The following is a 23,116-nucleotide window of genomic DNA, read 5'->3' on the forward strand; positions in this document are numbered from 1 at the left end:
GAGCGAGATGACGGCGAGGATCCAGATGGGCAGCACCGCCCACCATCTCCGATAGGAGAACTTCCCCACTGAAGCCTTTTCATCCTGGTGAGCCCGCAGCCGCGGGTCGCAAAGCTGCACGTCGATGGGGTGCCGCAGGCGCCGCAGGCGCATAACCCACCTACGACACCTGCACCGCCACGGGTTCACGGTGCCCACCCCTTCGGGGTTCCCTCGGCGAGGACGGCCCTGACGCCGTGTATTGGCATACATATTATAAGTCAGGGCACCCACAGACCAGGGAGCCTCTGAGGTTCCGCCACCCGCACCGCCACGCAAACTGAGGTTGGAGAAACCTCACTCGATACAACAACGACGCCATCGATTCCTCCGTACTTCTGGTGCGCTTCGCGATGAGCGATCAGCATTGGTCGGCGCCAGCAGAAACGATGCCGTTGGGCACGGTCGAGTCGCGTTTGACCGTGCCCTTGGGGCAGACCATAGATTCCCGGCATGAGTTCTTCACCACGACCGATTTCCGTGGACCGGCACGAGGTCGCGGCACCGACTCCGGTCCGCGGGCGGCGCAGTATCGCACCCGATCTCGCACGAGGCTTCATGCTCGTTCTCATCGCGGTCGCGAACGTGCCCTACTTCATCTGGGGTCGCCCGCACGGCATCGGCGCGCATGCCGCCGGCGGTTCGCCGGCCGATCTCGTGGCACAAACGATCGCCATCATCGGAATCGACAGCCGCGTGTACCCCATGTTCGCGTTCCTCTTCGGCTACGGCATCGTCCAGCTGTACGGTCGGCAGACCGCGGCGGGCACCGAACCGAAGGACGCCCGGAGACTGCTGCGGCGACGGCACTGGTGGATGCTGATCTTCGGTCTCGTCCACGCACTTCTGCTCTGGTACGCCGACATCCTCGGCACGTACGCCATCGCCGGACTCGTGTTGGTGTGGCTGTTCTTGAACCGCAAGGACCGGACCATCAAGGTCTGGGCCGGACTGTTCGTCGCGGTGCCCGCGCTGGCGTCGGTGGTGACGATCGTGGGCGCCGCGCTCGGCTCGGCATCCACCCCGAGCACCGGTGGGGTCGGCGCCGGCGGGCCGCTGGACGCGAACGGGATCCCGGGCTACTTCGACGCCATGGGCGCTCGCCTCGAAGGATGGGCGGTGTACACCATTCCCACCGCCCTGTTCGCGATGATCGTCCCGGCCTCCATCCTGCTAGGCATGGTCGCCGCCCGACACCGCGTGCTCGACAGCCCCGCCGACCACGTGCGGCTGCTGAAGCGGACGGCCGCCATCGGGCTGACCGTCGGCTGGGGATCCGGGCTGCTGCTGGCGCTGCAGAACCTGGGCGCCCTGGGCAGCCACCGCGAGCTGGACTGGGCGCTCCTCCCGATGCACATGCTGGGTGGCCTGTTCGGCGGGCTCGGCTATGTCGCGGTCTTCGGCCTGATCGCTGTGCGCCTTGAGCACACCCGTGATTCGCAGCGGACCGGATCGTTCCCCTGGGCCGTGCAGGCGCTCGGCAAGCGCTCGCTGAGCGGCTACCTGTTCCAGTCGCTGGTCTACTCACCCCTGCTCGCCGCGTGGGGCCTCGGCCTGGGCCAGCACCTGTCCAGCTGGTCCGCCGCGCTCCTGGCGGTCGGCGTGTGGCTGGGCAGCCTCCTGATCGCCGCGAGGCTGGAGCGAGACGGGCGGCGCGGCCCCGCCGAATGGTTGCTGCGGCGCCTCGCGTACCCAGGTGAGAACCCGAGCCGGCAGCCTGACCGCAACCTTGGCCGTGGATCCGCCAGTACGCCGGTTGGATGCACTCGCCAGGAGCCTGCGCCGGCAGCTACGGACGGCCGCGTCGTCTGATGGCTGATCGGATTGGATCGACCGTTTCGGAGTCCCGGGGGGGGAAGTCTCCTCGACCCACTCGCAATCCCGACTCAAATCAGCGCCGGGGTGTCGAAGTCGCGGATACTCCTGCGGCAGGCAACCGCGATCATCATCTGGACGACACTGACCACCAGCATCGCAACAGGCGCGATTGCCCTTCTCACTCACTGACGGCCCACCGCAGGCCATTGTTAAGAAAAAGAGAACTCAATGAACGATGAGCAGACATCAGCACGACCCGGGTGGCTGCACGTGACACCAGCCGCCGTGATTGCGGTGGTGCTCTACGTGGTCGGCGGTATCGTCGTCTTCGATCTGCCCGTCACCCCCGAGATCTCCGGACTCTGGCAGTTCGCACTCTCGGCTGTGGTCCCCATGGCGGCATTCTTCGTTGCCGTGCTCGCCATGAGAAAGGGGTTTGCCCCGTTCGGCTTCCGCAGGGTCCCAGCAGTTTGGCTGCTCGCGGCAGCAGGAGTCGGTTTAGCGGGGATGGGAGCCACCACTCTGCTGGAGATCTTCATCCTCCACCCGCTCTTCCCGGACGCAGAAGAGGTCCAGGTCGGCTATAACGCCGCAGCCACCGGCGGGCTGCTTTCGTTCCTCGGTGTCATTGCGCTGGGCGGAGTCATCGAGCCCTTCGGCGAAGAACTGCTGTTCCGCGGAGTGATCGCAAATTTCATGAAGAGGTGGGGCCCGTGGGTGATGATCTAGGGCAGCAGTGCCATCTTCGCCCTGGCACACGGGGTCAACCTGGTGACCCCATCGGCATTCATCATGGGGCTCGGGAGTTCGATCCTCTACTGGCGAACCGGGTCGATCTGGCCCAGCGTCGTCGTCCACATGGCCTTCAACACGTCCACCTTGATTCTGCTGTCGACCGGGTGGTCATAGACCCGGGGAACCTCGGATCCTAGCCGGAGTGGTGGACTGAACGGGTGAAATTCCGCTCGTTGTCGTCACGAGCCCGGCGGGAACACCTCGCGTCTGCGGAGGTGATGAACGTGATCCGATCCGATCACCATTGGCATCCTGCGGAATCCAGACGGCACGCCATCCCCGGAATGCTGCCACCGGGAGAGAAGCATGAGGGGGGCGAGACGATCAAGACGTTGTGCAAGCGGTCGGTGAGAGCTGCGCAGCGAACCGAGTCGACCCGGCAGTGGCCGGTCTGCGACGAGTGCATGCAGGCGGCAAAAGAACTGAGCGGTGTGGTCTTCACAGGCGGGACTGTTGCAGTCCGGTTCGCCGCTGGTGTCGTCAGTGATTCGAAGCGCCAATCCCACACGGCGACGGTGCCCGAGGGCGGCGAGGTGCCCGCGTCGTGGCTGACTTTCTGCGGCCTGGAGATTCCGGCGCACCAGGCCGAGGTATCGCAACGTCCGACAGGGATGCCCTGCGTATGTTGCTTGTTCGAGTGCAGGGCGCACACCAGGTGCTCGGATCCGGGAACCTGTGACGACTCCATGCAACAGACGGCCCAGTCGCGGGAAGGGGAGTAAAGATCATCCCCGCCGGGCTGCTGGACAGCGCCGCCGGAGCTCGGCAACTTGCGCCTCAGAAACCGCTACTGGGGGACGAGCGGAGAAGAGCTAGGGCCAGCTGGAGGCGCGACCTGGGTCCGACGCTGAACCGCAGGGCCTGACAGCACTGTGGTCCGTTACTGGGCAGGATCAATTTCACGGATGCGAGGTTCCTAGTTCCCACTCCAGGTCAAAAGCGCTTCTGACGAGCGAGGAAGCCGACGCGTCTCGCAACTCTCGCCAGAGGTCGCCTGGTACCTGGCCGATCGCGGCATCCCGTTGCCGGACTGCCTGCCGCAGATCAAGACCCCGAGCCTCGCGACGCACCGGGCGCGGTGTTCGATGCCGAGCGCGTCGACCGCGTGTTGAAGGCGTTCGGCGCGCTGGTGCACACCCAAGGCCAGTGGGCAGGGCGGTCGCTGCGCCCTGACCCGTGGCAGGTCGCCTACGTCCTGGCTCCGGTGTTCGGGTGGGTCCGCTACGACGAGGCCGCCGGCGGGTACGTGCGCATCGTCAACCACCCGCACCGTCGAAATCACATGGCAGGCAGCATGTCCCGCCTCTCACTACGCGACCCCTTTTCGACCGGGCCAAACCGATCCTCCCAAAATCCTCCCAAAATTCCGGAAAATCGAGACGGCACCCATCGGGACGGCCCGAGCGGCTCTTCACATGAGAACCTTTCGCAGTCCTGTTCAGGTTGTCCGCCGGAAGTGGCGCGTTGTTCTTCAAGACAACACCGGACTTTCATCGCGCCTGGATAAACCTTGAGCGACGAACGTCGATCTCGGGGAGCATCCTTGTCTGAGCCATCTTCTTCTGTCCCTCGTGGCCAGTCCGGCCGCCATTTGAGTCGCCGCGCGGTGCTTCTGGGCGCCGGGATGACCGGAGCATCGCTCCTGCTGCCGTCGCAGGGGTTCGCCGCGCCGGCCCTGGTGCGTTCCGGTCGTCCACAGATCAGCCACGGCGTCCAGACCGGTGACGTCTCGGCGTCAAGTGGGGTCGTGTGGGCCCGCGCCGACAAGCCGGCCCGGATGTTCGTCGAGGTCAGCCCGACCGAGAGTTTCCGCAGCGTAGAACGCGTGCGCGGGCCGATCCTGGACCCCAGCCGCGATCTGACCGGAAAGGTCCAGCTGCGCAAGCTTCCCGCTGGGCAGGACGTCTTCTACCGCGTCATCCTGGCCGACCCGGACGATGACTCACTCACCGGCGAGCCAGCGTTCGGCCGGCTTCGCACGGCGCCAACCGGAGCTTCCGACATTCGCTTCCTGTGGTCCGCCGACCTCGGTGGCCAGGGTTGGGGCATCGATCCGTCCCGCGGCGGCTACCGGATCTTCGAATCGATGCGCGCGCTGAACCCGGACTTCTTCATCTGCTCGGGAGACCTGATCTACGCCGACGGCGTCATCCCGGCCGAGAAGCCGCTCGCCGACGGCACCACGTGGCGCAACATCGTCACACCGGAGAAGTCCAAGGTCGCCGAAACGCTGGACGAGTACCGCGGCAACTACCGCTACAACCTGCTCGACGAGAACATGCGCCGGTTCAACGCCGAGGTAGCGCAGATCAACTCGTGGGACGATCACGAAGTCGTCAACAACTGGTATCCCGGCGAGATCCTCGACGACAGCCGGTACACCGAGAAGCGAGTCGACGTACTGGCCGCGCGGGCGCGCCAGGCCTTCCACGAATACCTGCCGACCACCATCCGCGGCGATGAGGAAGGCCGCGTCTACAAGGTCAAGCGGTACGGCGAACTGCTCGACGTGTTCGTCATCGACATGCGTTCCTACAAGGACTCGAATACGCCCGGCCTGGAAACCAAGAGCGACGGTGGCGTTTTCGGACGTCGGCAGCTCGACTGGCTCAAGGACGAACTGCGCGCCTCTCGTGCCACCTGGAAGGTCCTGGCCGCGGACCTGCCGATCAGCCTGGTCGTTCCGGACGGCGCCGCGGTCGAGGCGATCGGACAGGGCGACCCCGGGGCCCCGTTGGGCCGGGAACTGGAGATCGCCGAGCTCCTGTCCTTCGCCAAGCGCCACCACATCACCGGCATGGTGTGGGTCACCGGCGACGTGCACTACACCGCCGCGCACCACTACCACCCGTCCCGCGCGAGCTTCACAGACTTCGATCCGTTCTGGGAGTTCGTCTCCGGCCCGCTCAACGCGGCGGTCGGCGTGGCCCCGCAACCGAATCGGGTCGACCCCACGTTCGGCCCCGAGGTCGTCTACTCCAAGGCAGCGCCCTCACAGCAGGTCGGCAACCCCGGCTTCGGGTACCAGTTCTTCGGCGAGGTCGCCATCGACCACGCCACCCGTGCCATGACGGTCCGGCTCCGCGACATCGACGGGATCGTCCTCCACACGATCGAACTCGCGCCGCCGGAGTAGACCGCTCCGCAACAGGCGGGGCTCCCCCGAGCGGGTGCCCCGCCGGTTGCATCAGAGGTTCACGCGGCGATGGTCGTCCCCCCTGGCTCAGCAGTGGGGCGTCAACACTCACCGACCATCTGTTGATCTTTGGTGAACGACACCTGCGTACGGTGCTCGCGGACTACGTCCAGCACTACAACGGCCGCCGACCGCACCGCGCCCAGCGAACTCCGCCCACCACGACCAAGCCACCCCGCTGAAAACTCAGCCACGAGCGGATCAAGCGTCGACCAGCGCTTGGCGGCTTGATCAACGAATACGAGCGTGCAGCGCAAAGCTGCTGATCAGCGCCGGCGGCCGACTTCTGGAACCCCACAGGTGGGCTGGGGCCTGGTCACCACGCGGTTTCCTACGGCATCCGCGTCGCGTCGGCGTGAGGCGCGGGGTTGCCGCGACGGGCGGCGCGGCGGATTCCGACCAACAGCAGGATGTTCGCGAGCAGGGCGAGCGGCCAGGGCGTGGTGATGAGGATGACGGCGTCCACCACGCCCCAGATCCCCAGGGTCCACGCGATGAACTCCGGTGGAGTGATGCCGCGGCGGTCCAGCCACAGGACGATCAGGCCGACCACGATGAGCGGCGGGCCGAAGCTCTCCAGAGACAGCCAGAGCGCGCTGTTGGCCGGGCTCATATCGGAGAAATCTTCGTGCCACAGCGCCCCGCTGAACCACTCCCCGGCGTGGCGTGCTGCTCCCTCCAACGTCAGGGCGAGGAGCGTGTGCGCGGCTCCTAAGAACACAAGGAGCCAGCCGGCACATTTGATCATCTGAATCTTCCTTTCCGTTGCGGATGTGGAGTCGCGTGACTCCATGCGGTTGTCGTTCGGCCGTGGTTCGGGTCAATCCGGGCTGGCGGTTTCTCCGCGCGCGGCGTCTCCGGCGTGCCGCTGCGGGCGGCCGTGGTCGAGCCAGGCACGTTCCCATTGGCGGGTCAGTGCCGGGTAGACGATGAGGTACCGGAACGGTGCGATGGCGGCCATGTAGAGCCGTCCGAACAGTCCGTTGGGTTTGGCCAGGGCAGCCATGCGCAGTTCGTATCCGCCGTCGTTGGTCTGCACCCAGCCCAGGTGCATGACGGTGTGGACGGTTTTGTTGGCCAGTTCGCGGGCCGCTTCGTTGTCGAGCTGGTACACCTCGGAGAACGGGTCGGCACAGGGGGCGGCGTCGTTCGCGGTCGCGGCGAGGCCGAGTCGGAGGCGGTCGCGCAGCGAGGCGACCCGCCCACCCAGGCCCGCCCTGGGGGTGTCCCAGCCGAACAAGGCACCGAGCTTCCAACGCACCGCGAACAGGAACCGGACCGCGGCGGGAGCCTTTCGGGTGTCGTAAGCCGTCTTCAGCGCTTTGACCATCACGGGGAAGTCGTCGGGCCCGGCGTCGGGCGCGCGGAAGGACCACACGTCCTCGATCCGGAAGTCGTGGGTGAACTCGTGGATCCGCCACGGCTGTGCGGTGTGGGCGACTTTCGGGATTCGCATCGGTCATTCCTTCCGAGCCGGTGTGCCCTGTCGGTTGGGCCGGAACCCGGCGGTGGCGTCGCCGGCCAGCTGCGCATCGATGGTCGCGGCGGAGTCCGGCGCCGTCGGCGTAGACCACGCCATCAACGCGGACGGCGCGCCAGGTTGCGGCCGCACCAGAGAACGCGGAACCGCCAGTTATGGAACCATTGGTTTCGGTACTGCTGGTTCCGTATGATGCACCCATGTCTGCTCGAAAGCAAGCTCGCAACCAGGGGGGCCGCCCCCGAGACAGCCGCGTCGACGACGCCATCGCCTCCGCCGTTCGAGAGCTGCTGGCCGAGGTGGGATACACGCGGCTCACGATGGCCGAAGTGGCCGCGCGAGCCGGTGTGGGCAAGGCGGCGATCTACCGGCGCCACGCCACCAAACAAGAGATGATCTTTGACGTTCTTCTGCCGGATCAGTTCCTGGCCGCGGCACCCGACTGCGGATCGCTTCGCGCCGACCTGGCCGCCGTGCTCGCCGAGATCGCGGACAGCATGGCCTCCCTGCCGCAGGGGACGGTCCCCGGCCTGCTGGCCGATGTCCACGCCGACCCCGCACTACGTGTCCGGTTCGACGAGAAATACGGGGGAGTCCAGCGCCGGACCCTCACGGAGATCCTGGACCGCGCGACCGCACGCGGCGAACTCACCACCCGCCCCGACCCAGCCACCCTCAACGCCCTACTTGTCGGCCCCGTCTTCGCCTGGCTGTTCCTGCTGCCCGAATCCCCCGACCAACTCCCCGCCCTGACCTCCGCACTTCTCGACGCGACACTTGCCCTCACCAGCCCCGGACCTCCCGGCGCCCAGACGCCTCCGGCAGTGAGATCGTGACTCGTCCAGGTCCTCGAACATGAGCGCGGCTGCCCTGGCTACGCCCCTTTCAGGCTTTGGTGCTGCGCCTGGCCAAGGAGAACCCCGGCTGGGGAGACCGCCGACTCCACGGCGAACTTGCTCGTCCTGGGCGTGAAAGTGGCCCCTTCGACCGTCTGGGACATCCTGCAGGCAGCAGGGATAGACCCACCACCCGAACGGAACTCCAGCACATGGGCCAACTTCCTGCACTCGCAGGCCGACGCCTTCCGGCTTGCGACTTCTTCGGGACGATCAACGCCCGCCCGCCGAACCCCTTACCTACGCCCATCGCAGATCCCGACAAGATCGCTCGCCCGAACATACGCCGACGCGATCGACTCGGCGGCATCCTCCACGAGTACGAACATGCCTGCACGGATGCGGTTTTCGGCAAAGGCAAGGTCACTTGGGTTTTCGGCACCCTCAGCCTGACATGGTCCTTTGTGGACGCCCAGGCCCCTGCCATCCTGACTCCGCCAGAGCGTGAGACCGCGGCGAAGCGGATTATCGGTTGCCGGGACACCGCGTTCCCGAAGTTGGGCGCGGGTCGCGTGCAGTAACGGCAGCGGTCGCACAGGCCCGCTGTCCGAATGCCTTGAGCAGACCTGTGATCCGCACCAGGACGCAGGGTGGCCTACGAAGCCTGGCGCCTCTCGCCTCGCGGCTGCTCTCGTCGAGGGCATCCGACAGGCATGGCCTGCCCGCCCGCGCTATTCCGGATCACAGGCGGGCAGACCACCCGTTTTTCAGCGTTGCTTGGCGCGACGCTTCCGGCTCATGAACACGAATGCCGCGCCCGCACCGAGGAGCACTACACCGAGGAAGATCATCTCTGGCAGGCCGGAAATACCGGTGTCGGCCAGCGAGTCCGTCCGCGTGTTGGATGAGGGCGGCGTGACAGGCATCGGGGTCGTCGGAGGCGTAGACGTCGGCGGCGTAGATGTCGGCGGCGTCGTCGGCGGCGGCGGTTCCTGTGGGATGTACACGGCGGCGTCGATCGTGTGATCGACCCCTCCCGGGTTGGCGGGCGCCGTGACAGGTGCGTATCCGTTGCACAGCTGCCCGGTGGTCGGCGGGATCACGTTGGAGTCATGTGCCCGGTCCTCACCGGCCAATGGGAGTGTGAACCGCAGCTCGGTTGCCGGCGGCTGACTCGGCACCTTGCTGGTGTTCGCGGTGCACACGTCGAACTGCACCGTGTACTTCGCACCCGGCGTGAGCTCGTAGGCGGCGCCGACCCCACCGAAGTAGTACTCGCCGGCGGCATCGGTCTTGGTCGTGGCGACCTGCTTACCGCTGGCGTCCAACAGGTTGATCGTCGCACCCGGCAGCGGCACCTGTCCGGGGTCCTGGATCCCGTTGTGTTCGCCGTCGAACCACACCAGGTTGCCGATCTGGATCGGCGCATTCGCCGCCGCATACGCGATATCGCCGAGCCCACCGGCCTTGCCGAATCCGTTCGCCGCCTGACCGACGAACTCGTAGGCGTTGGCGCCCGGGTTGTTACCGGGACCCTCGCCGGTCCTGATGTTGTGGTAACCGGTTCCGCTGGTTTCGATGTTGACGGTCGGGTCGAACTCCGTGCTGATGACCCATTGCTGCTGTGGAATGTAGGCCACCGAGCCCAGCGCGGTTTCCTGGTGTCCGCCGGAAAAGAATTCACCCGGGAAGTATTCGACGACACCATCGCCCTGCCCGCCGTCGGTGGCGGTTTTCGCGTGGTTGGGGCAGTTTCCGGTGCCTTCCCACGAGTATCCACCGGCGGGATTGGCGCAGGCCATGTTGATGTCACCACCGGACATGCCGAGTTCCGGGGTGTTGTTGCCCGGCCGAGGGTCCAGCCCCCTCGCACTGAGAACGTCCATGAACCGGTCGCGGAAACCCAGGATCATCGAACCGTCACGGGCGAAGGCGAGGCTGGCCAACTCCGGCTGCGGATTGATGAAGGCGCCGCCCAGGCGGAATTCGTCCCAGGTAGACAGGTCGGTGTTCCACGGGTTCCAGTGGTTGTTCTGTCCCGCGCTCGGGTGACCGGCAAAGACGGCACCGCGCTCGGCAGTAAGCGGCTGGGTCAGCACCGTGGTGAATCGCTTGCCGTCGTAGGTGTAGACAACAGCCTTCAGGTCCGCCCGGTTCTGCGTGCTCTCCGCGGAACACACGCCACCAACGTAGAGCGTGTTGTTGTGCGTCTCGAGACCGAACGGCCGCCAGTCGGTGGGCGCCGCGCAGCCCGGGTCCGGAATCGGCACCATCGCTTCGGGTACTGATGCGGTGGCCCCGGTCGCATCGAAGCTCACCAGGGTCCGCGTCAGCAGGTTCACCGCGTACAGGGTCGAGCCGTCCTCCGACAGGGCCAGGCTGCCGATGCTCTCTTTACCCGGCGCGTTGGTGAACCCAGCGTCCTTGTTCATGTTGGCGGTGTCGTGCGGCGTCACCACGGCGCCCGGCACCTTCGCGAACAAGGTTGGCGCGCCCCCACCGTCGGCCGGCACGGTGTAGATCGCACCACCACCGTCCGGCCCGTATGGGGCGTGCCGCCGGGCGAACTCGCTCTGGAACAGCCGCTGCCGGTACCTGTCGTAGGCCAGCCCGAACGTCGTGCCCACCTGAGATTGCGTGGTGAGCGTGGTCGGACACGCTACCTCGCTGGGACACGTGCCCCGGCGGTTCGTCCCGAACGCCACCAATGACCGGGTGTCCGTCCCACCAGCGCCGTTCTGGATCGGCACGAAATACCGCGAATCCGGCAGCGCATAGTCGGCCGCGTTCCAGACCCCGGTAATTACCGAGGCGTTCTTGCCGGCCGACACGTCGACGAACGTGGTGAAGCTGTCAAAGTGGTTTGTCGCCGTCGAGGCCGGTGCCGCCTGCAGATAATCGCTGTACGGCGCAGGGATGGTGACGTCGACGCGGTACCGGCCGCCGGTCAGCACGGTCGACGGCGACACCACGACTTTTCCGGTGGAATCCGTGGTGCCGGAGACGCGATGGCCGGCCGGGTCGGCAACATCAACCTTCATGCCCTGCTGCGGCACGTCCATTGCCGTATTGATCACGCCTGTGCCGAAGAAATCTCGCAGAACCTGAACCGTCAGTGTGCCGTCATTTGCCGAATCATCGGCCGCCCAAGCCGTCCCCACAATCGGGCCCGCGGCGCTGCCTACCAGCAACAGAATGCTCAAACCCAACCGCACCAGCCGCTTCCCGGCTGTCCGGCTCGATCCTCTACCGGCTCGGCTCATAGCTATCGCTGCCCCCTTGTCATGATGAACAAGCCCTCTTCGGGCTGAACAACCGCTTCATAGCCCAGGTGACAGCTGACCCCGAAAGATCATCCCGAACTGCTATATATAACCAGAAAGCCGTGCGGCTGCCAAGATGGGTGATTTACGGACGCATCGCGGACCTGTTAGCGTCGCGCCGCGTGCGGAGCATGAGAATCCGGCAAGGTCTCCCGCGGCGCGCGGCCGGCCGACGCCAATGGCTGCGGCCACGCTGGGCGGCAGCCGTCATCGGCATTGCGGCTGCCGCAGTGGTCGCGTTTCTGGTCACTGGCACCGGCTCAGGCCCTACCGGCCCACGTGCATTGACCTCGGATGAGGCGAACCGGCTGGCGATCACGCGGTTTCGCAATTACCAAGCGGGGGGCCGCGCGGTGACGATCACCGTGCCGAGCACCGCTGGCGGGCTGGTCATCACAGGGTCCATCGACTACCGCGCCAAGCTCGGTTACGGCGTGGTGCACGGCACCGGGCGCGATACGTCCAGCGACGGGCTGATCGAATGGACGGCCGCCACCGTGCATGTCCACCCGATGGCGAACGCCCCGGCGGAAGCACCGGCATCGCCGCCCGGGTCGGATTGGTATAGCCGTCCGCTGCAAACGACCGGCAGTGCGCTGGACACCTCGTTGGCCATCGCGCTCAGTCTCGGCAACGACCGGCCTGACAACGCCGCGCTACTGCCGCAGAACGGCGCCACCTGGACTGGGCAGGACCAGTTGGACGGCCACCAGGTGGACGTCATGACCGGGCCGGACGCCGGTGCCAAACCCGGTACGGCGGGCACCGTGCGCTACTGGATCGGCTCGGACGGCACCATGTATCGGGTTCAGGTCAAGGTGGCTTCCGAACCGCAGCCAGTGATCATCGATTTCGACACCGAGAAATACGTTCCGGTTCAGCCGGTACCCGGAGTCAGCCCGCCGCCGTAGCCGCCGCTCAGGATGTCCGCACCAGCGCACTGCCGGCGAGCAGTGACGCTGACGGCAGCGGGATGCTTGCGGTGTCCGGTAGCGCCGGAACGGCCGGGACAGCCGTGGCGCCGGTGGTGGTGGCATTCGGGAACTGTGGCTGTGCGTCAGGCACAGCCACATCGGTGAACGGGATACCGCCGGGTGCCTTCGGCATCACCCACGTGCCGGACGGCGTGGGCGACTGGGCAGGAGCCGGGCAGGACGCGGTCGTCACGAGCTGAGCGGGCACCGTCGTTCGCAGATCATTGGCGTGCAGGCAGTTACCCCGTCCCTGCGTGGCGGTGGGAAACGTCCAGCCGACGTCAATGCCGTTGGCGGCGAAGGTGTTTTCCACGATCTGGTTTCCGTCCGGTGGCAGGTCGGCGGTTGCGGTGATCACCAGCCCAGCGTTGATGTTGCCGGCGATCCGGTTGCGGCTGAACTGGTTCTCGCTGCCGCCATCGATGCCGATGCCGATGCCCCACCCGCCGTCGGCCTGCTCGGGGGTCGGTGTCTGCTGGTTGCCCGCGATCAGGTTGCCAGCGACGACGGAACCCCGCTGCGGGAGCAGCTTCTCCTGGTGGTCGGAGTTGATGGTGAGTCCGACCCGGTTACCGACGAAGCGGTTACCGACCACGTACATCTCGCCACTGGCGTTGGTGCCTTCGTAACCGACCGCGTTGAGTTCGGCGATGTTGTCCCGCACCACGATATTGCACGGCTTGCACTGCCCGACATAGATCCCCGAGTCAGCCGAACCTGACGCGTACGAGTGCTCAATGACACCGTCCTGCGCGGAGAACGCGTAGATGCCGTACAGCCCGTTGCGGGTCGCGGTCACATGGGAAACCAAGAACGATTTCAGGAAAGTGACGGGCTCGTCGCCGGTGTCGTAGCCGCCGCTCGTCCCCGGCAATCCGGCAACCGCTTTCGCCGAACCGGTGACCAGAACCCCGTTCTGCGTGTTGTTCTCCACGGTCAGGTTCTCCACGGCCACCCCGGGTGCGGCGACGACGATGCCGTTCGGCTGCTGCAACCGCCCGTCGATGATGACCTTGTCCCGAGACTCGCCACGAAGAGTAATTCGAGCCGTGGCGATCTTCACGGACTCCTGGTACACGCCCGGCGCGACCAACACGAGGTCACCGGGCTGAGCGAGAGACACCGCAGCCGAGATCGTCGGGGCGTCAGCCGGCACTCGGATCGTCACGTTCGCACCGGTCGGTCGTCGGCCCTGGCCCGATCCGTCATCGCCGGCGCCGCAGCCGACCAATACGAGCATCAGCGTACCCAGCACCGCGACTGTCACGCGAAGACCGAAACGAGGCATGATCGCAGTTTGGCATGGACGATTCACCTGCGGGAGGGCGGATATGGCACTCTCCATACCGTGAGCCGAGCCGATCATCGCCCGTCACGCCGCGCGTTCCTCGGTGTCACCGGTACCGCAATGGCCGCCGGCCTCGTGGCCGGGTGCGAATCGGGCTCCCCTCAGCCGGGCCGACTCGATGCCCCCGTGTCAACCACGCCGGTGTCACCGACGGGCCAGCATCAGGCGGGCATCACGCTCCCGCAGCCAGCCCAGCCCAATCTGCTGGCCGTGGTGGCCGACCTCGGCGATGCCGTGGCTGTCGGCCCATTATTGGCCGACCTCGGCCAGGCCATCCTGACGCTCACCGCGGGAACCGATGCACGACTGCTGGGCCTACCGCCGGGCGATCTCACCGTGACGATCGGCGTGGGCCCCCGACTGGTGCGCATGGTCGATCCTTCCCTACCCGGCGCCGTGGATCTCCCACAGTTCTCCCGCGAGCAGATCGCCCCGCAGGCACGCGGCGGTGACCTGCTGATACAGATCTGCGCCAGCGACGCCTTGGTATTACCGATCCTCGCCGCCGCGCTCTTGGACCAGGCTGGTGACCGGATGCACGAACGCTGGCGGCAGTCCGGGCGCCGCGGCTCGAACATTCCCGTGGATCAGGGCCTTACCGCGCCACGAAACCTGTTCGGTTTCATCGACGGCATCGTGGGCCCGCACACCACCGTCCAAGAACAACGAGACCTGTGGCTGGCCGGGCCGGCTCCAGTCGCCGGCGGCACCATTGCCGTACTGCGACGCATGGAACTCGACCTGCCGCGGTTCGCCACGCTGTCCGTTGCCGACCAGGAGGCAGTCTTCGGTCGGTACCGAGCCACCGGCGTGCCTCTCTCCGGTGGCACCATCACCTCGGACCCGAACCTCGGCGCCAAAACGCCGGACGGACGCTACCTCATCCCGGCGGACGCCCACGTCCGCAGAGCGCACTCCAACGTCGTTGGCGTCGGCCTCATGCTCCGTCGTTCCTACAGCACCGACGAACCCGCCCCCGGCCTGCTTTTCATCAGCTTCCAGAACGACATACGAACGTTCACCAACACCCTGACCCGAATGGATCATTCCGACGCACTGCTGGAATTCACCACCACTACCGCCAGCGCGACCTTCCTGGTACTCCCCGGTTTCGACCAGCAACACCCGCTTGGTGCCACGCTGTTCCACTGAACAGGTTCGACCACAGTAGACAGTGGTGCGCGTTCGGCCGAGATGCTGATGCCGTTGCTGCGCCAGCTTGGCCGCACCTTCGGGTGCGCACCAGAGCCACTTCAACGATCATCGGCCCCGACAAGGCCGAGAGCACCCCGCTCACCCAACCACGACCCCGCCGCCATCATTCCGCTCGATGCCCCGATCCGCCGCCATCGAGTCCTCGGCGGCGCGATCAATGGATACCGGCCTGAAACAAACCACAAAACACCAGCCCACAGGCAGAGTCGCGAAAATTGGCACGGTACAAGTCCCAGCCTGCTAGCGGGGTCACACCCGACAACCCGTCTTTGGTCGGGAGAATGCGGGCCATGCGACGAGCCATGCTTGCCCTCGGGATCACCGCCGCCCTCACAACGGCCTGCTCGCAGACAAGCCAGTCCGCGCCCACCAGCACGCCGCCCACCAGCACTACGCCGATCACCACGACCACACCGGTCCAACTCCCGCCCGATCCGCAACCCACCGGCGCCGGGCCGTGCCCCTACCTGACCAACACCTTCGTGGCCGACGCGAACGGGCAGCGCGTGTCGAAGGTCCAGATCTCGGCGGACAAGCCACACCCGGCGTGCTTCTTCTATGCGCTCACCGGGGAGCTCCAACTCACCGTTCGGGCGTATTCCGGCGACCCGGCCGTGGCGAAGGCACTCGTCGACAAGGCGGCGCCGGTGGACACGAGCAACCCCGCGACCGACGAGGCAGGCTGGCAGGGCGGCTACCAGTCAACGGAAGGCGGCGCGGTGTACGCCGTGGCCAAAGACGGTGCCGCGATCATCGTGACGACCAACCAGAAGCTGACCGTGAAGGCGAGAACCGTTGCCAAGCAAGCGATTGCCGCTCTCGCACTCTAGGCAAGCCGGGAGGACCAGCACCCGGGTCCGGTGCCGCAGAAAATTCGTGTCCCTCGAAGTAAAGAAAAACAACTATCCGTGGCTGACACCCCACACCTGACACGTTAACGTAAGCGAGTTCCAGAAAGGAGCACGCGTGGCGATTCTGGAAGTGCCGAAGTCATCGGGGGGACTCGGCGCTAAGATCGTGCGAACCTTCGGCGAGCTGCTGATCACCGCTGGGCTGATCGTCTTGCTGTTCGTCGTCTACGAGCTGTACGTGACCGACTTCTTCTCGGCGAAGAAACAGGCCGGCGCGACGACGACGCTCAACGAGGACTGGGCACAAGGCCGGCAGCCGCATCCCGAACTGATCGACGGCAAAGCGTTCGCCAAGCTGTACATCCCGGGCTTCGGCGCCGACTACCACTTCACCATCCAGGAAGGCACCGAAGCGGCGGCACTGGAGGTCGGGCCGGGGCACTACAAGGGCACCGCGCTGCCCGGCGAACCAGGCAACTTCGCGGTCGCCGGGCACCGGGTCGGCAAGGGTGCGCCCTTCAACGACCTGGACCTGCTGAGCTCCTGCGACGCGATCGTGGTGGAGACGCAGACCGACTTCTTCGTCTACCGCGTACTGCCGCACTCCGACGAGATCGCGAACTGGTCGACCGGGAAGGGCGCGCAACCGCAGTGCTCGCCTATCGGGACGCTGCGGACGAACGCGGCCGACGGCGGCCCATACGGCGAGACCTATGGCCGCGAGATCGTCAACCCGAACGAGGGCGATGTCGTGGCGCCGGTGCCACACAAACCGTCCGACGTCCTGCCGCCCGCACAGCAGGTCGCACTGCTCACGCTGACCACGTGCCACCCGCAGTTCTCCGACCGGCAACGGCTGATCGTGCACGCGGTGCTGACCAACCAGTTCCCGAAGATGGCCGACGCCACGTATGCCCAGTTGTTGCAGTCGATCGGGGAGGCATAGATGTACGGCTGGATCTGGCGTCACCTCCCCGGGCCGCTGGGCGCGAAGCTGGTGCTCGCGCTGCTACTGGCCCTGGGAGTGATCGCGCTACTGCTGTTCGTGGTCTTCCCCTGGCTGGAACCGATGCTCCCGTTCAACCAGGTCTCGGTCCCGAACTAGGGCGTGTAAGTCGAAACACCATGATCCGCAATCATGGCCTGATCACAGTAGATGTCCGAGAGCTCTTCCTCCGCGTCTCGCTGGTGCCGGAGAGCACGGCGAACTCCAACCGCGCGGGCATCGCCAGTCCGGAGATGGATGAGTGGCGGCGGTACCTCGCGGAGGCGGTGCGTTCCCGCCGCGCCGCAGGTCCGGGAAGCGACGACCTGATGACGGCGTTGTGCTTCGCAGAGGAGGACGGCTACCGGTTCGACGAGAACGAGATCGGCCTCGTCATGATGGGGCTTATCGGGGGTGGTGCCTCAGCCGGGCCCGCCATCGGCAACATCGCCTACGCCGTGGAGCAGCACCCGGAGCAGAAGGCCAAGTACCTCACCGACATCGAAGGCCTGACCCCGGCAGTGGTGGAAGAGGGGCTTCGCTTCGACGGGCCGATCTTGGGGCTGTACCGCAGAACACTGCAGGAAGCAACGATCCCGGGCGGCGTCCGCGCCTGACCCGGAGACAGGATCTACTTCTCGCTCGGTGCCGCCAACCACGACCCGGGCGCCTTCGACCGACCGGACGAGTTCATCATCGATCGCGATTGGAAGAAGCTGCCCAGCACGTGGCGTTCGGCTACGGCCCCCACCACTGCATCGGCGTGAACCTGGGACGCCTGCAGGCGGAGGTCTCCTTCGCCACGCCGTACAGCCGACTCCCCAACCTGAGGCTGCGGCCCTCCTTCCAGCCGCACCAGGTCCCGGGCCCGACGTTCCGAGCTTGGACCTCGTTGGAGATGGTCTACGACGGCCCGGCCCTGCCGCGGACGGACATCTCATGACCGGCACCGAACTGACCGGTGGCGGCAGTTACCTGGCAGTGGACCACTCCTTGTGCAGCGGGACGGGGCACTGCCGGGACATGGCGCCGGACGTCTTCCTGCTCGATCGGCAGGCGTGGTTGATCGACGACCTCGACCTCGCCTCAGTCGACGCAGAGCGCCTGACCCGCGCTGAGGCCAGTTGCCCGTGGTTCGCCATCACCTTCGACGAGAGGAGGAGGCGTGACCTACATCCTCGATCCGGCATGGCACGCCGAACAGGCCCGGCTGGAAAATCTCGCCGACCTCTACGACCAGGGCACGGCTGCGATCTGCGACCAGCTCGGGCTCACCTCCGGGTGGCGTTGCGTGGACGTCGGAGCCGGAACGGGCAGCGTGGTGAAGATCTTCGCCGAGCGCGTCGGTTCGGAGGGGCATGTCCTGGCGGTCGACACCGACCCCCGCTTCCTCGAACCTCTTGCGGGCGAACCGATCTCGGTTCTCACCTCGGACGTGACCTCGAACCCGCTGCCGACGGGCTTCGACCTCGCGCACGCCCGGCTGTTGCTCGAGCACCTCCCGGTCGCCGAGGCCGTGATCGGATCGATGGTCGAGGCGGTGCGCCCGGGCGGTTGGGTCGTGGTGGAGGACCTCGACTGGGCCACCGCACTGGTCGTGGATCCGCCGTCCGAAGCCCACGAGCGAGTCATCCGGGCGTGCCAGGAACTGTTCACGAGCACCCCGTACGACGCCAATTGCGGGCGCAAGCTGCCCCGAATGCTGCGCCGTGCCGGCCTGATCGACATCGGCGTGCGGACCACCGCGATGCCGCTGCCGGCCGATGCCGAGTTGGGGCAACCGGCTTGGGAGATGCTGATCGATCAGCTCGCTCCCCGGTTGCTCTCGCTGGGGTTGTTGAACCAGGCGGACCTCGATGCTTTCCACCGCCTCTGGCACGACGGCGATTCGATCTGCTTGGGACCGCTGATGGTCAGCGCTTGGGGCCGCCGTCCAGCCGAGGTCGCTCGCCCAGCGCAAGCCCGAATCCGGTAGCCACCGGCTGACCAACGGGAAACGGCACTCGCCGTGGAGGTGCGGTTACCACCTCGTGATCGTGAACGGTTGGAGGACTGTTCGAGATCGCGAGGTGGTCCCGACCCGCGGACGGCCAGACGAGGACTCCCCCGCACCCTCCCGCACATCCCTGCGCCAGGGCGACGTCGGCGACGACGCCGTTCCGGGAAGCCACGGGAGCAATGGGTGCGCGTCACCCTGGTGGCGATCCGCAAGCAACACGCCGTCACCACGACGCACGGCGCCGACGGTCTCCGCCTCATCCACGCCTTCTGCCGCTGGCGAGCCATAGCTCGACGCGCAGTAGGTCCGGTCGAACTGCATGCCTGAACGCCTTCGCCACACCACCTTCGACGACCCGGGACGATGCTGCGAGACGAATCGTTCGCCGCAATTCGGCTCGGCTGACAACGCTCCGGCGGACCGTCCGGTCGCGCGGGCCGGCCGAGCTTCTCCGCCAGGTGGCGGATGAAAAACCCGGCCGCCCCGCCAGCACCCGGCCCGGTCCCGCAGATCCTGGGTTTTGCGCCTTTCATCCCATTTCGCCGACCACGCATCGACCGCCCGGTTGCCGGTGAACGGAAGTTTCCCGGCCAGCCAGCGGATGTGTACCGACGAGCGGACCGGCACATTCAGCCCAGCTCGTTACTCCAACTGGAGGTGGCCCGTGGACCGGCTACGCGTCGCGATTCGCACGGACGACGATCCGATCACCATGCACGGCGTGACCGCCTGCCTCCGCGGTCATTCGCAGATCCAACTCGTGCCCGCCGACCAGCTCGCCCCTTCCGACGTGCTGATCGTCGCGGTCGACCGGGTCGGCCGGGACACCATGACGTACCTGCGGGCCATGGAGAAGAGCAAGTCGGTCCGGGTTCTCCTGCTGACCGACGGCTTCGACGCCCAGAGCGTCCTGGCAGCCGTCGAATACGGAGTCGTCGGCGTGCTTCCCAGAACCGGGACGACCCCCGCGCAGCTGATCAACGCGATCACGGCGGCGAACGCGGACCAGGCGATCCTCTCGACCGCGTTGCAGGGGGAGCTGCTTCGGCAGGTCAAGCGGCTGCAGCGCAAGACCCTCCAGCCGCTGGGACTCGGCATCACCGGCCTGGACGACCGCGAGCTCGAAATCCTCCGATTGCTGGCCGACGGACTCCTGACCAAAGCGATCGCGACGAAGCTCAACTACTCCGACCGGACCGTGAAGAACGTCGTGCAACGCCTCATCGACAAGGTGGACGCTTCGAACCGGACGCACGCCGTCGCCATCGCGCTGCGTGCCGGCGTGATCTGAGCATTGTGGGTCAGGGAATTTAGCACCCTGACCGAGCTTGCCGGAGCAACGCCCATCGCCATGCTCCACCGGCACGCGCCATAGCATCTACTCACGGCCCGAGATCTTCGGCCACTGATCGGGAGCCAAGGGACGCCGCAGTGACGAATCTCGTGGGGCGCGGAACCGAGCTCGATGCCGTGCGCGCGGAAATGGCCCGGGTGCTGGCGGGGCGTGGCCGGACGGTTCTCGTCGAGGGGCCTCCCGGCATCGGCAAGACCTCCCTGCTCGACGTGATCGCCGAGCTCTGCGAGCTGGCCGGATTCCGGGTACTTCGTGGTGCGGCCGAGCAGTTGGAGCACCGGCTGCACTTCGCGGCGGTGGGCTCCTGCCTGGGACTGGACGCCGAGGACCGCCCGGCGGAAGTCGAATCGGTCGCGCGCCTCCTGCGCCCGGCGCGCGGTGCCGAAACGCCTACGGCGTCCAAGCTGAACCGCATGGTGACCGCCGCGATCCTCGACGCCGTCCAGCAGTGGTGCGCCAAGACTCCGGTGGCCTTGCTGATCGACGACATCCAGTGGAGCGACTCCGCGACCAAGATCGTCCTGCACCGGCTCGGTGCGTTGGCCGCGGATCTGCCACTGCTGCTGGTCTGCACGCGGCGCCCGTTGCCCTGCGGCGAGGATCTCACCCGGCTGCTGGCGAGCCTGCAATCCCGCGATACCAAGACCATCGCGCTAGGCGAGCTGGACGCGGACGCGGCCCACCGACTGGTGGAGCGGCTGGTCGGCGGGCCACCGGGCGCCACGCTGACGCCCGTGATCGCCTCCGCGGCCGGGAACCCGTTCTACCTCCACGAAGTGGTCGCGGCGCTGGACCGGGACCAGATGGTGACGCTGTCCTCCGGAATGGCCGAACTCACCGACGGCGTCGCCTGGTCGAGGTTGCCGCACTCCCTCAACAGCGCGATCTTCCAACGGCTGGACGGCGTCTCCGACGCGACCAAGGACGTGCTCCGCATGGCCGCCGTACTCAGCGGCTCGTTCACCGGGGCCGAGCTTGCGGCCGTCACCGACCGGCCGATGCTGGAACTGTGCGGTCTGGTCCAGGACGCCGTGGCGGTCGGCCTGCTCCGGGAGAGCGCAGGCCGCCTGGATTTCCGGCACGAGCTGATCCGCGAAGCCTTGCTCGAAGACCTGCCCAACGGAGTCCGGAAGGCGCTGTACTCATACGTCGGCGAGCGGCTGGCGACCGCGGGCCTGCCGGCCGAGCGGGTCGCACCGCACCTCATCGCCGGCGGCTCGCTGAACAACGCCATCATTCGCTGGTTGCAGGATTGCGCCGACGACCTGATCACGCGCGCGCCGGAAGAGGCGACCGATCTGCTGGACGCGGCGGCCCGTCAGGTCGGCTCGGCCGAGCCGATCGGGAGTTCGCTGCGCTTCCATCACACCAGTGCGCTGTTGCGGTCGGGCCGGGCGGAACAAGCGCAGAAGAGCGCTAAGCACGCGCTTCGCGCCAACCGCGTGCCGGAGTTGACCGGGTCGCTGTGGTGGCTGCTCACCCAGGCATACGCCCGGGCGAGCCAGATGGAGGCCGCAGTGGCCAACGCGCAGCGCGCTCTCGCCACCGTGGCGTTGTCATCAGTGGAACAGAGCCGATTCCACGGCCTGATCGCGCAGATTTCGATCCTGCGCGGGGACGCCGAGACCGCCGAGGCGCACTCGCTGCGAGCGATCCACATCGGTGGGACCGTCCAGGACGCCTACGCATTGGCCAGCGGGAGCGTCGCACTCAGCTCGGTCCGGTTCATCGAGGCCCGGTTCGAGGAGGCTTGGCGGCTGAGCCGCCGGTCGCTGGCTTCGTGGAGCGACGAGGAGTCGAAGACCGACCTGACGCTGGACTGTCGGATAGCCGAGGCCATGGCGCTCCACGAGCTCGACCGCCTGGCCGAAGCGGAGGAGACCCTGGCGGCGGGATTGCGGTCCACCGAGCGGCACGGGAGCATCAACCAGGGCTGGTACCGTCTCGTGCGCGCCCGGGTGCGCTTCGCGCAGGGCAGGTGGGAGGACTCGCTGACCGAGGCGCGCGCCGGACTGTCCATAGTGGATGATCCGGGATCGCCGCCGGTACTGCGGTGCCTGGAAGCGATCATCGCGGTGCACCGCGACGATCCGGCCCCGGCTATGCCGCCTGAAACCCCTTTCCAAAAGGGTGTTTCACCGTACTACGACTGGCTGCGTAGCTGGGCTCGCGCGCTGATGTTGGAGCGCGGCAACGACCGCGACGGCGCGATCGAGGCGTGCTCCGCGGCCTTCGCGCGACGTGACTGGGCGAATCGCGTGCTGACGCACCACCTCTACCCGGACTTCGTGCGGCTCGCCCACGACGCCGCGCGGCCCGACCTCATCGAGCAGGTACGAGGCAATGCCGAACGGCGCGCGGCGGCGACTCCGACACCGTGGACGACCGGAATCAGGGATCTCATCCACGGCACGGCCGAAGGCTCCACCGAGTGCCTACAGGCCGCCGCCAGTGCGTTCCGGGCCGGCGAGCACACGTTGTTGCACGGCTATGCGATGGAGCAGACCGCGGTGTTCCTGGCCCAGCGTGGCGATGTGGCTGCCGCCTCCGACGCACTCGGCCAGGCCATCGACGCGTATCGACGCGTGGGCGCCGGCTGGGACATCGACCGCGCCGACGGCCGATTGCGCCCGCTCGGCGTCCGGCGCGCGCGAGGCAAACGACGCGGAGCCGATCGCCCGCTGACCGGCTGGTCGGCGCTGACGCCGGCCGAGCAGCGCGTCGCGGCGTTGGTGCTCAAGGGGCTCGGAAACGCGGAGATCGCCAAGCGCCTCTACATTTCCCCGCGGACTGTGCAGACGCACGTTTCCAATATTCTGCACAAACTCGGCGTCCGCTCCCGGGTCGAGATCGCCGTCCTGGCCGTGACGCAGAACACCGGTGAACAGCGCGAGTAACGGCGA

General features: G+C 66.9%; 20 protein-coding genes. 16 read left to right on the top strand and 4 right to left on the bottom strand.

Annotated features, from left to right (window positions below; translation table 11 throughout):
* The first annotated feature begins 597 nt into the window (after positions 1-597).
* The 5 genes from BLW84_RS29560 to BLW84_RS29585 all read left to right on the top strand — a co-directional run bounded on the left by BLW84_RS29560 (position 598) and on the right by BLW84_RS29585 (position 5,788).
* Complete coding sequence (locus BLW84_RS29560) at positions 598-1,851, top strand: DUF418 domain-containing protein (RefSeq protein ID WP_245761472.1); 1,254 nt, start codon at positions 598-600, stop codon at positions 1,849-1,851.
* Between the two features lie 234 nt (positions 1,852-2,085).
* On the top strand, positions 2,086-2,586 hold the full coding sequence (locus tag BLW84_RS29565) for a CPBP family intramembrane metalloprotease (protein ID WP_143061147.1): 501 nt from the start codon (positions 2,086-2,088) through the stop codon (positions 2,584-2,586).
* 12 nt (positions 2,587-2,598) lie between these two features.
* Positions 2,599-2,766: a CPBP family intramembrane glutamic endopeptidase gene (locus BLW84_RS50410; RefSeq protein ID WP_093271853.1), complete on the top strand. Its 168-nt coding sequence runs from the start codon at positions 2,599-2,601 to the stop codon at positions 2,764-2,766.
* Between the two features lie 104 nt (positions 2,767-2,870).
* Positions 2,871-3,374 carry an HC3 family zinc finger protein gene (locus BLW84_RS50415; RefSeq protein ID WP_425441774.1) on the top strand — a complete coding sequence of 168 codons (504 nt, stop codon included), beginning with the start codon at positions 2,871-2,873 and terminating at the stop codon, positions 3,372-3,374.
* Between the two features lie 902 nt (positions 3,375-4,276).
* Positions 4,277-5,788, top strand: coding sequence for an alkaline phosphatase D family protein (locus BLW84_RS29585; RefSeq protein ID WP_093271856.1), 1,512 nt, complete (start codon positions 4,277-4,279; stop codon positions 5,786-5,788).
* Between the two features lie 391 nt (positions 5,789-6,179).
* On the opposite strand, the gene BLW84_RS29595 is transcribed toward BLW84_RS29585, so the two are convergent.
* Positions 6,180-6,596, bottom strand: a complete 417-nt coding sequence (locus BLW84_RS29595; RefSeq protein ID WP_093271857.1) for a DUF6463 family protein — start codon at positions 6,594-6,596, stop codon at positions 6,180-6,182.
* Between the two features lie 72 nt (positions 6,597-6,668).
* Positions 6,669-7,304: a DUF2867 domain-containing protein gene (locus BLW84_RS29600; protein ID WP_093271860.1), complete on the bottom strand. Its 636-nt coding sequence runs from the start codon at positions 7,302-7,304 to the stop codon at positions 6,669-6,671.
* Positions 7,305-7,528: 224 nt separating this feature from the next.
* On the opposite strand from BLW84_RS29600, the gene BLW84_RS29605 reads away from it, so the two are divergent.
* Positions 7,529-8,164 (top strand): TetR/AcrR family transcriptional regulator, encoded by a 636-nt coding sequence (locus tag BLW84_RS29605; RefSeq protein ID WP_093271863.1) that lies wholly within the window; start codon positions 7,529-7,531, stop codon positions 8,162-8,164.
* A 767-nt stretch (positions 8,165-8,931) separates the two neighbouring features.
* On the opposite strand, the gene BLW84_RS29615 is transcribed toward BLW84_RS29605, so the two are convergent.
* Positions 8,932-11,367 carry an SdrD B-like domain-containing protein gene (locus BLW84_RS29615; protein WP_245761473.1) on the bottom strand — a complete coding sequence of 812 codons (2,436 nt, stop codon included), beginning with the start codon at positions 11,365-11,367 and terminating at the stop codon, positions 8,932-8,934.
* A 251-nt stretch (positions 11,368-11,618) separates the two neighbouring features.
* Between BLW84_RS29615 and BLW84_RS29620 the strand changes: the two genes are divergently transcribed.
* A complete protein-coding gene (locus BLW84_RS29620; protein ID WP_245761474.1) occupies positions 11,619-12,398 on the top strand; it encodes a hypothetical protein in 780 nt (259 codons plus the stop codon).
* A 7-nt stretch (positions 12,399-12,405) separates the two neighbouring features.
* Here BLW84_RS29620 and BLW84_RS29625 read toward each other — a convergent pair whose 3' ends face one another.
* Positions 12,406-13,728 carry a right-handed parallel beta-helix repeat-containing protein gene (locus BLW84_RS29625; RefSeq protein ID WP_245761475.1) on the bottom strand — a complete coding sequence of 441 codons (1,323 nt, stop codon included), beginning with the start codon at positions 13,726-13,728 and terminating at the stop codon, positions 12,406-12,408.
* A gap of 81 nt (positions 13,729-13,809) precedes the next feature.
* Between BLW84_RS29625 and BLW84_RS29630 the strand changes: the two genes are divergently transcribed.
* The 9 genes from BLW84_RS29630 to BLW84_RS29680 all read left to right on the top strand — a co-directional run bounded on the left by BLW84_RS29630 (position 13,810) and on the right by BLW84_RS29680 (position 23,110).
* On the top strand, positions 13,810-14,961 hold the full coding sequence (locus tag BLW84_RS29630) for a Dyp-type peroxidase (RefSeq protein ID WP_093271871.1): 1,152 nt from the start codon (positions 13,810-13,812) through the stop codon (positions 14,959-14,961).
* A gap of 353 nt (positions 14,962-15,314) precedes the next feature.
* Positions 15,315-15,854 carry a DUF2020 domain-containing protein gene (locus tag BLW84_RS29640; protein WP_245761476.1) on the top strand — a complete coding sequence of 180 codons (540 nt, stop codon included), beginning with the start codon at positions 15,315-15,317 and terminating at the stop codon, positions 15,852-15,854.
* A gap of 136 nt (positions 15,855-15,990) precedes the next feature.
* Complete coding sequence (locus BLW84_RS29645) at positions 15,991-16,821, top strand: class E sortase (protein WP_093271878.1); 831 nt, start codon at positions 15,991-15,993, stop codon at positions 16,819-16,821.
* On the top strand, positions 16,822-16,980 hold the full coding sequence (locus tag BLW84_RS47810; RefSeq protein ID WP_010694616.1) for a hypothetical protein: 159 nt from the start codon (positions 16,822-16,824) through the stop codon (positions 16,978-16,980). It begins immediately after the preceding gene.
* A gap of 20 nt (positions 16,981-17,000) precedes the next feature.
* Positions 17,001-17,477 carry a cytochrome P450 family protein gene (locus BLW84_RS29655; RefSeq protein WP_093271881.1) on the top strand — a complete coding sequence of 159 codons (477 nt, stop codon included), beginning with the start codon at positions 17,001-17,003 and terminating at the stop codon, positions 17,475-17,477.
* Between the two features lie 89 nt (positions 17,478-17,566).
* Positions 17,567-17,803 (top strand): hypothetical protein, encoded by a 237-nt coding sequence (locus BLW84_RS29660; protein WP_093271882.1) that lies wholly within the window; start codon positions 17,567-17,569, stop codon positions 17,801-17,803.
* Between the two features lie 222 nt (positions 17,804-18,025).
* Positions 18,026-18,835 carry a methyltransferase domain-containing protein gene (locus BLW84_RS29670; protein WP_177226761.1) on the top strand — a complete coding sequence of 270 codons (810 nt, stop codon included), beginning with the start codon at positions 18,026-18,028 and terminating at the stop codon, positions 18,833-18,835.
* Between the two features lie 688 nt (positions 18,836-19,523).
* On the top strand, positions 19,524-20,150 hold the full coding sequence (locus BLW84_RS29675; protein ID WP_177226762.1) for a response regulator transcription factor: 627 nt from the start codon (positions 19,524-19,526) through the stop codon (positions 20,148-20,150).
* A 140-nt stretch (positions 20,151-20,290) separates the two neighbouring features.
* Complete coding sequence (locus BLW84_RS29680) at positions 20,291-23,110, top strand: helix-turn-helix transcriptional regulator (protein ID WP_143061148.1); 2,820 nt, start codon at positions 20,291-20,293, stop codon at positions 23,108-23,110.
* Positions 23,111-23,116 lie beyond the last annotated feature (6 nt).

Source organism: Saccharopolyspora shandongensis, assembly GCF_900106995.1.
Taxonomy (GTDB): domain Bacteria; phylum Actinomycetota; class Actinomycetes; order Mycobacteriales; family Pseudonocardiaceae; genus Saccharopolyspora; species Saccharopolyspora shandongensis.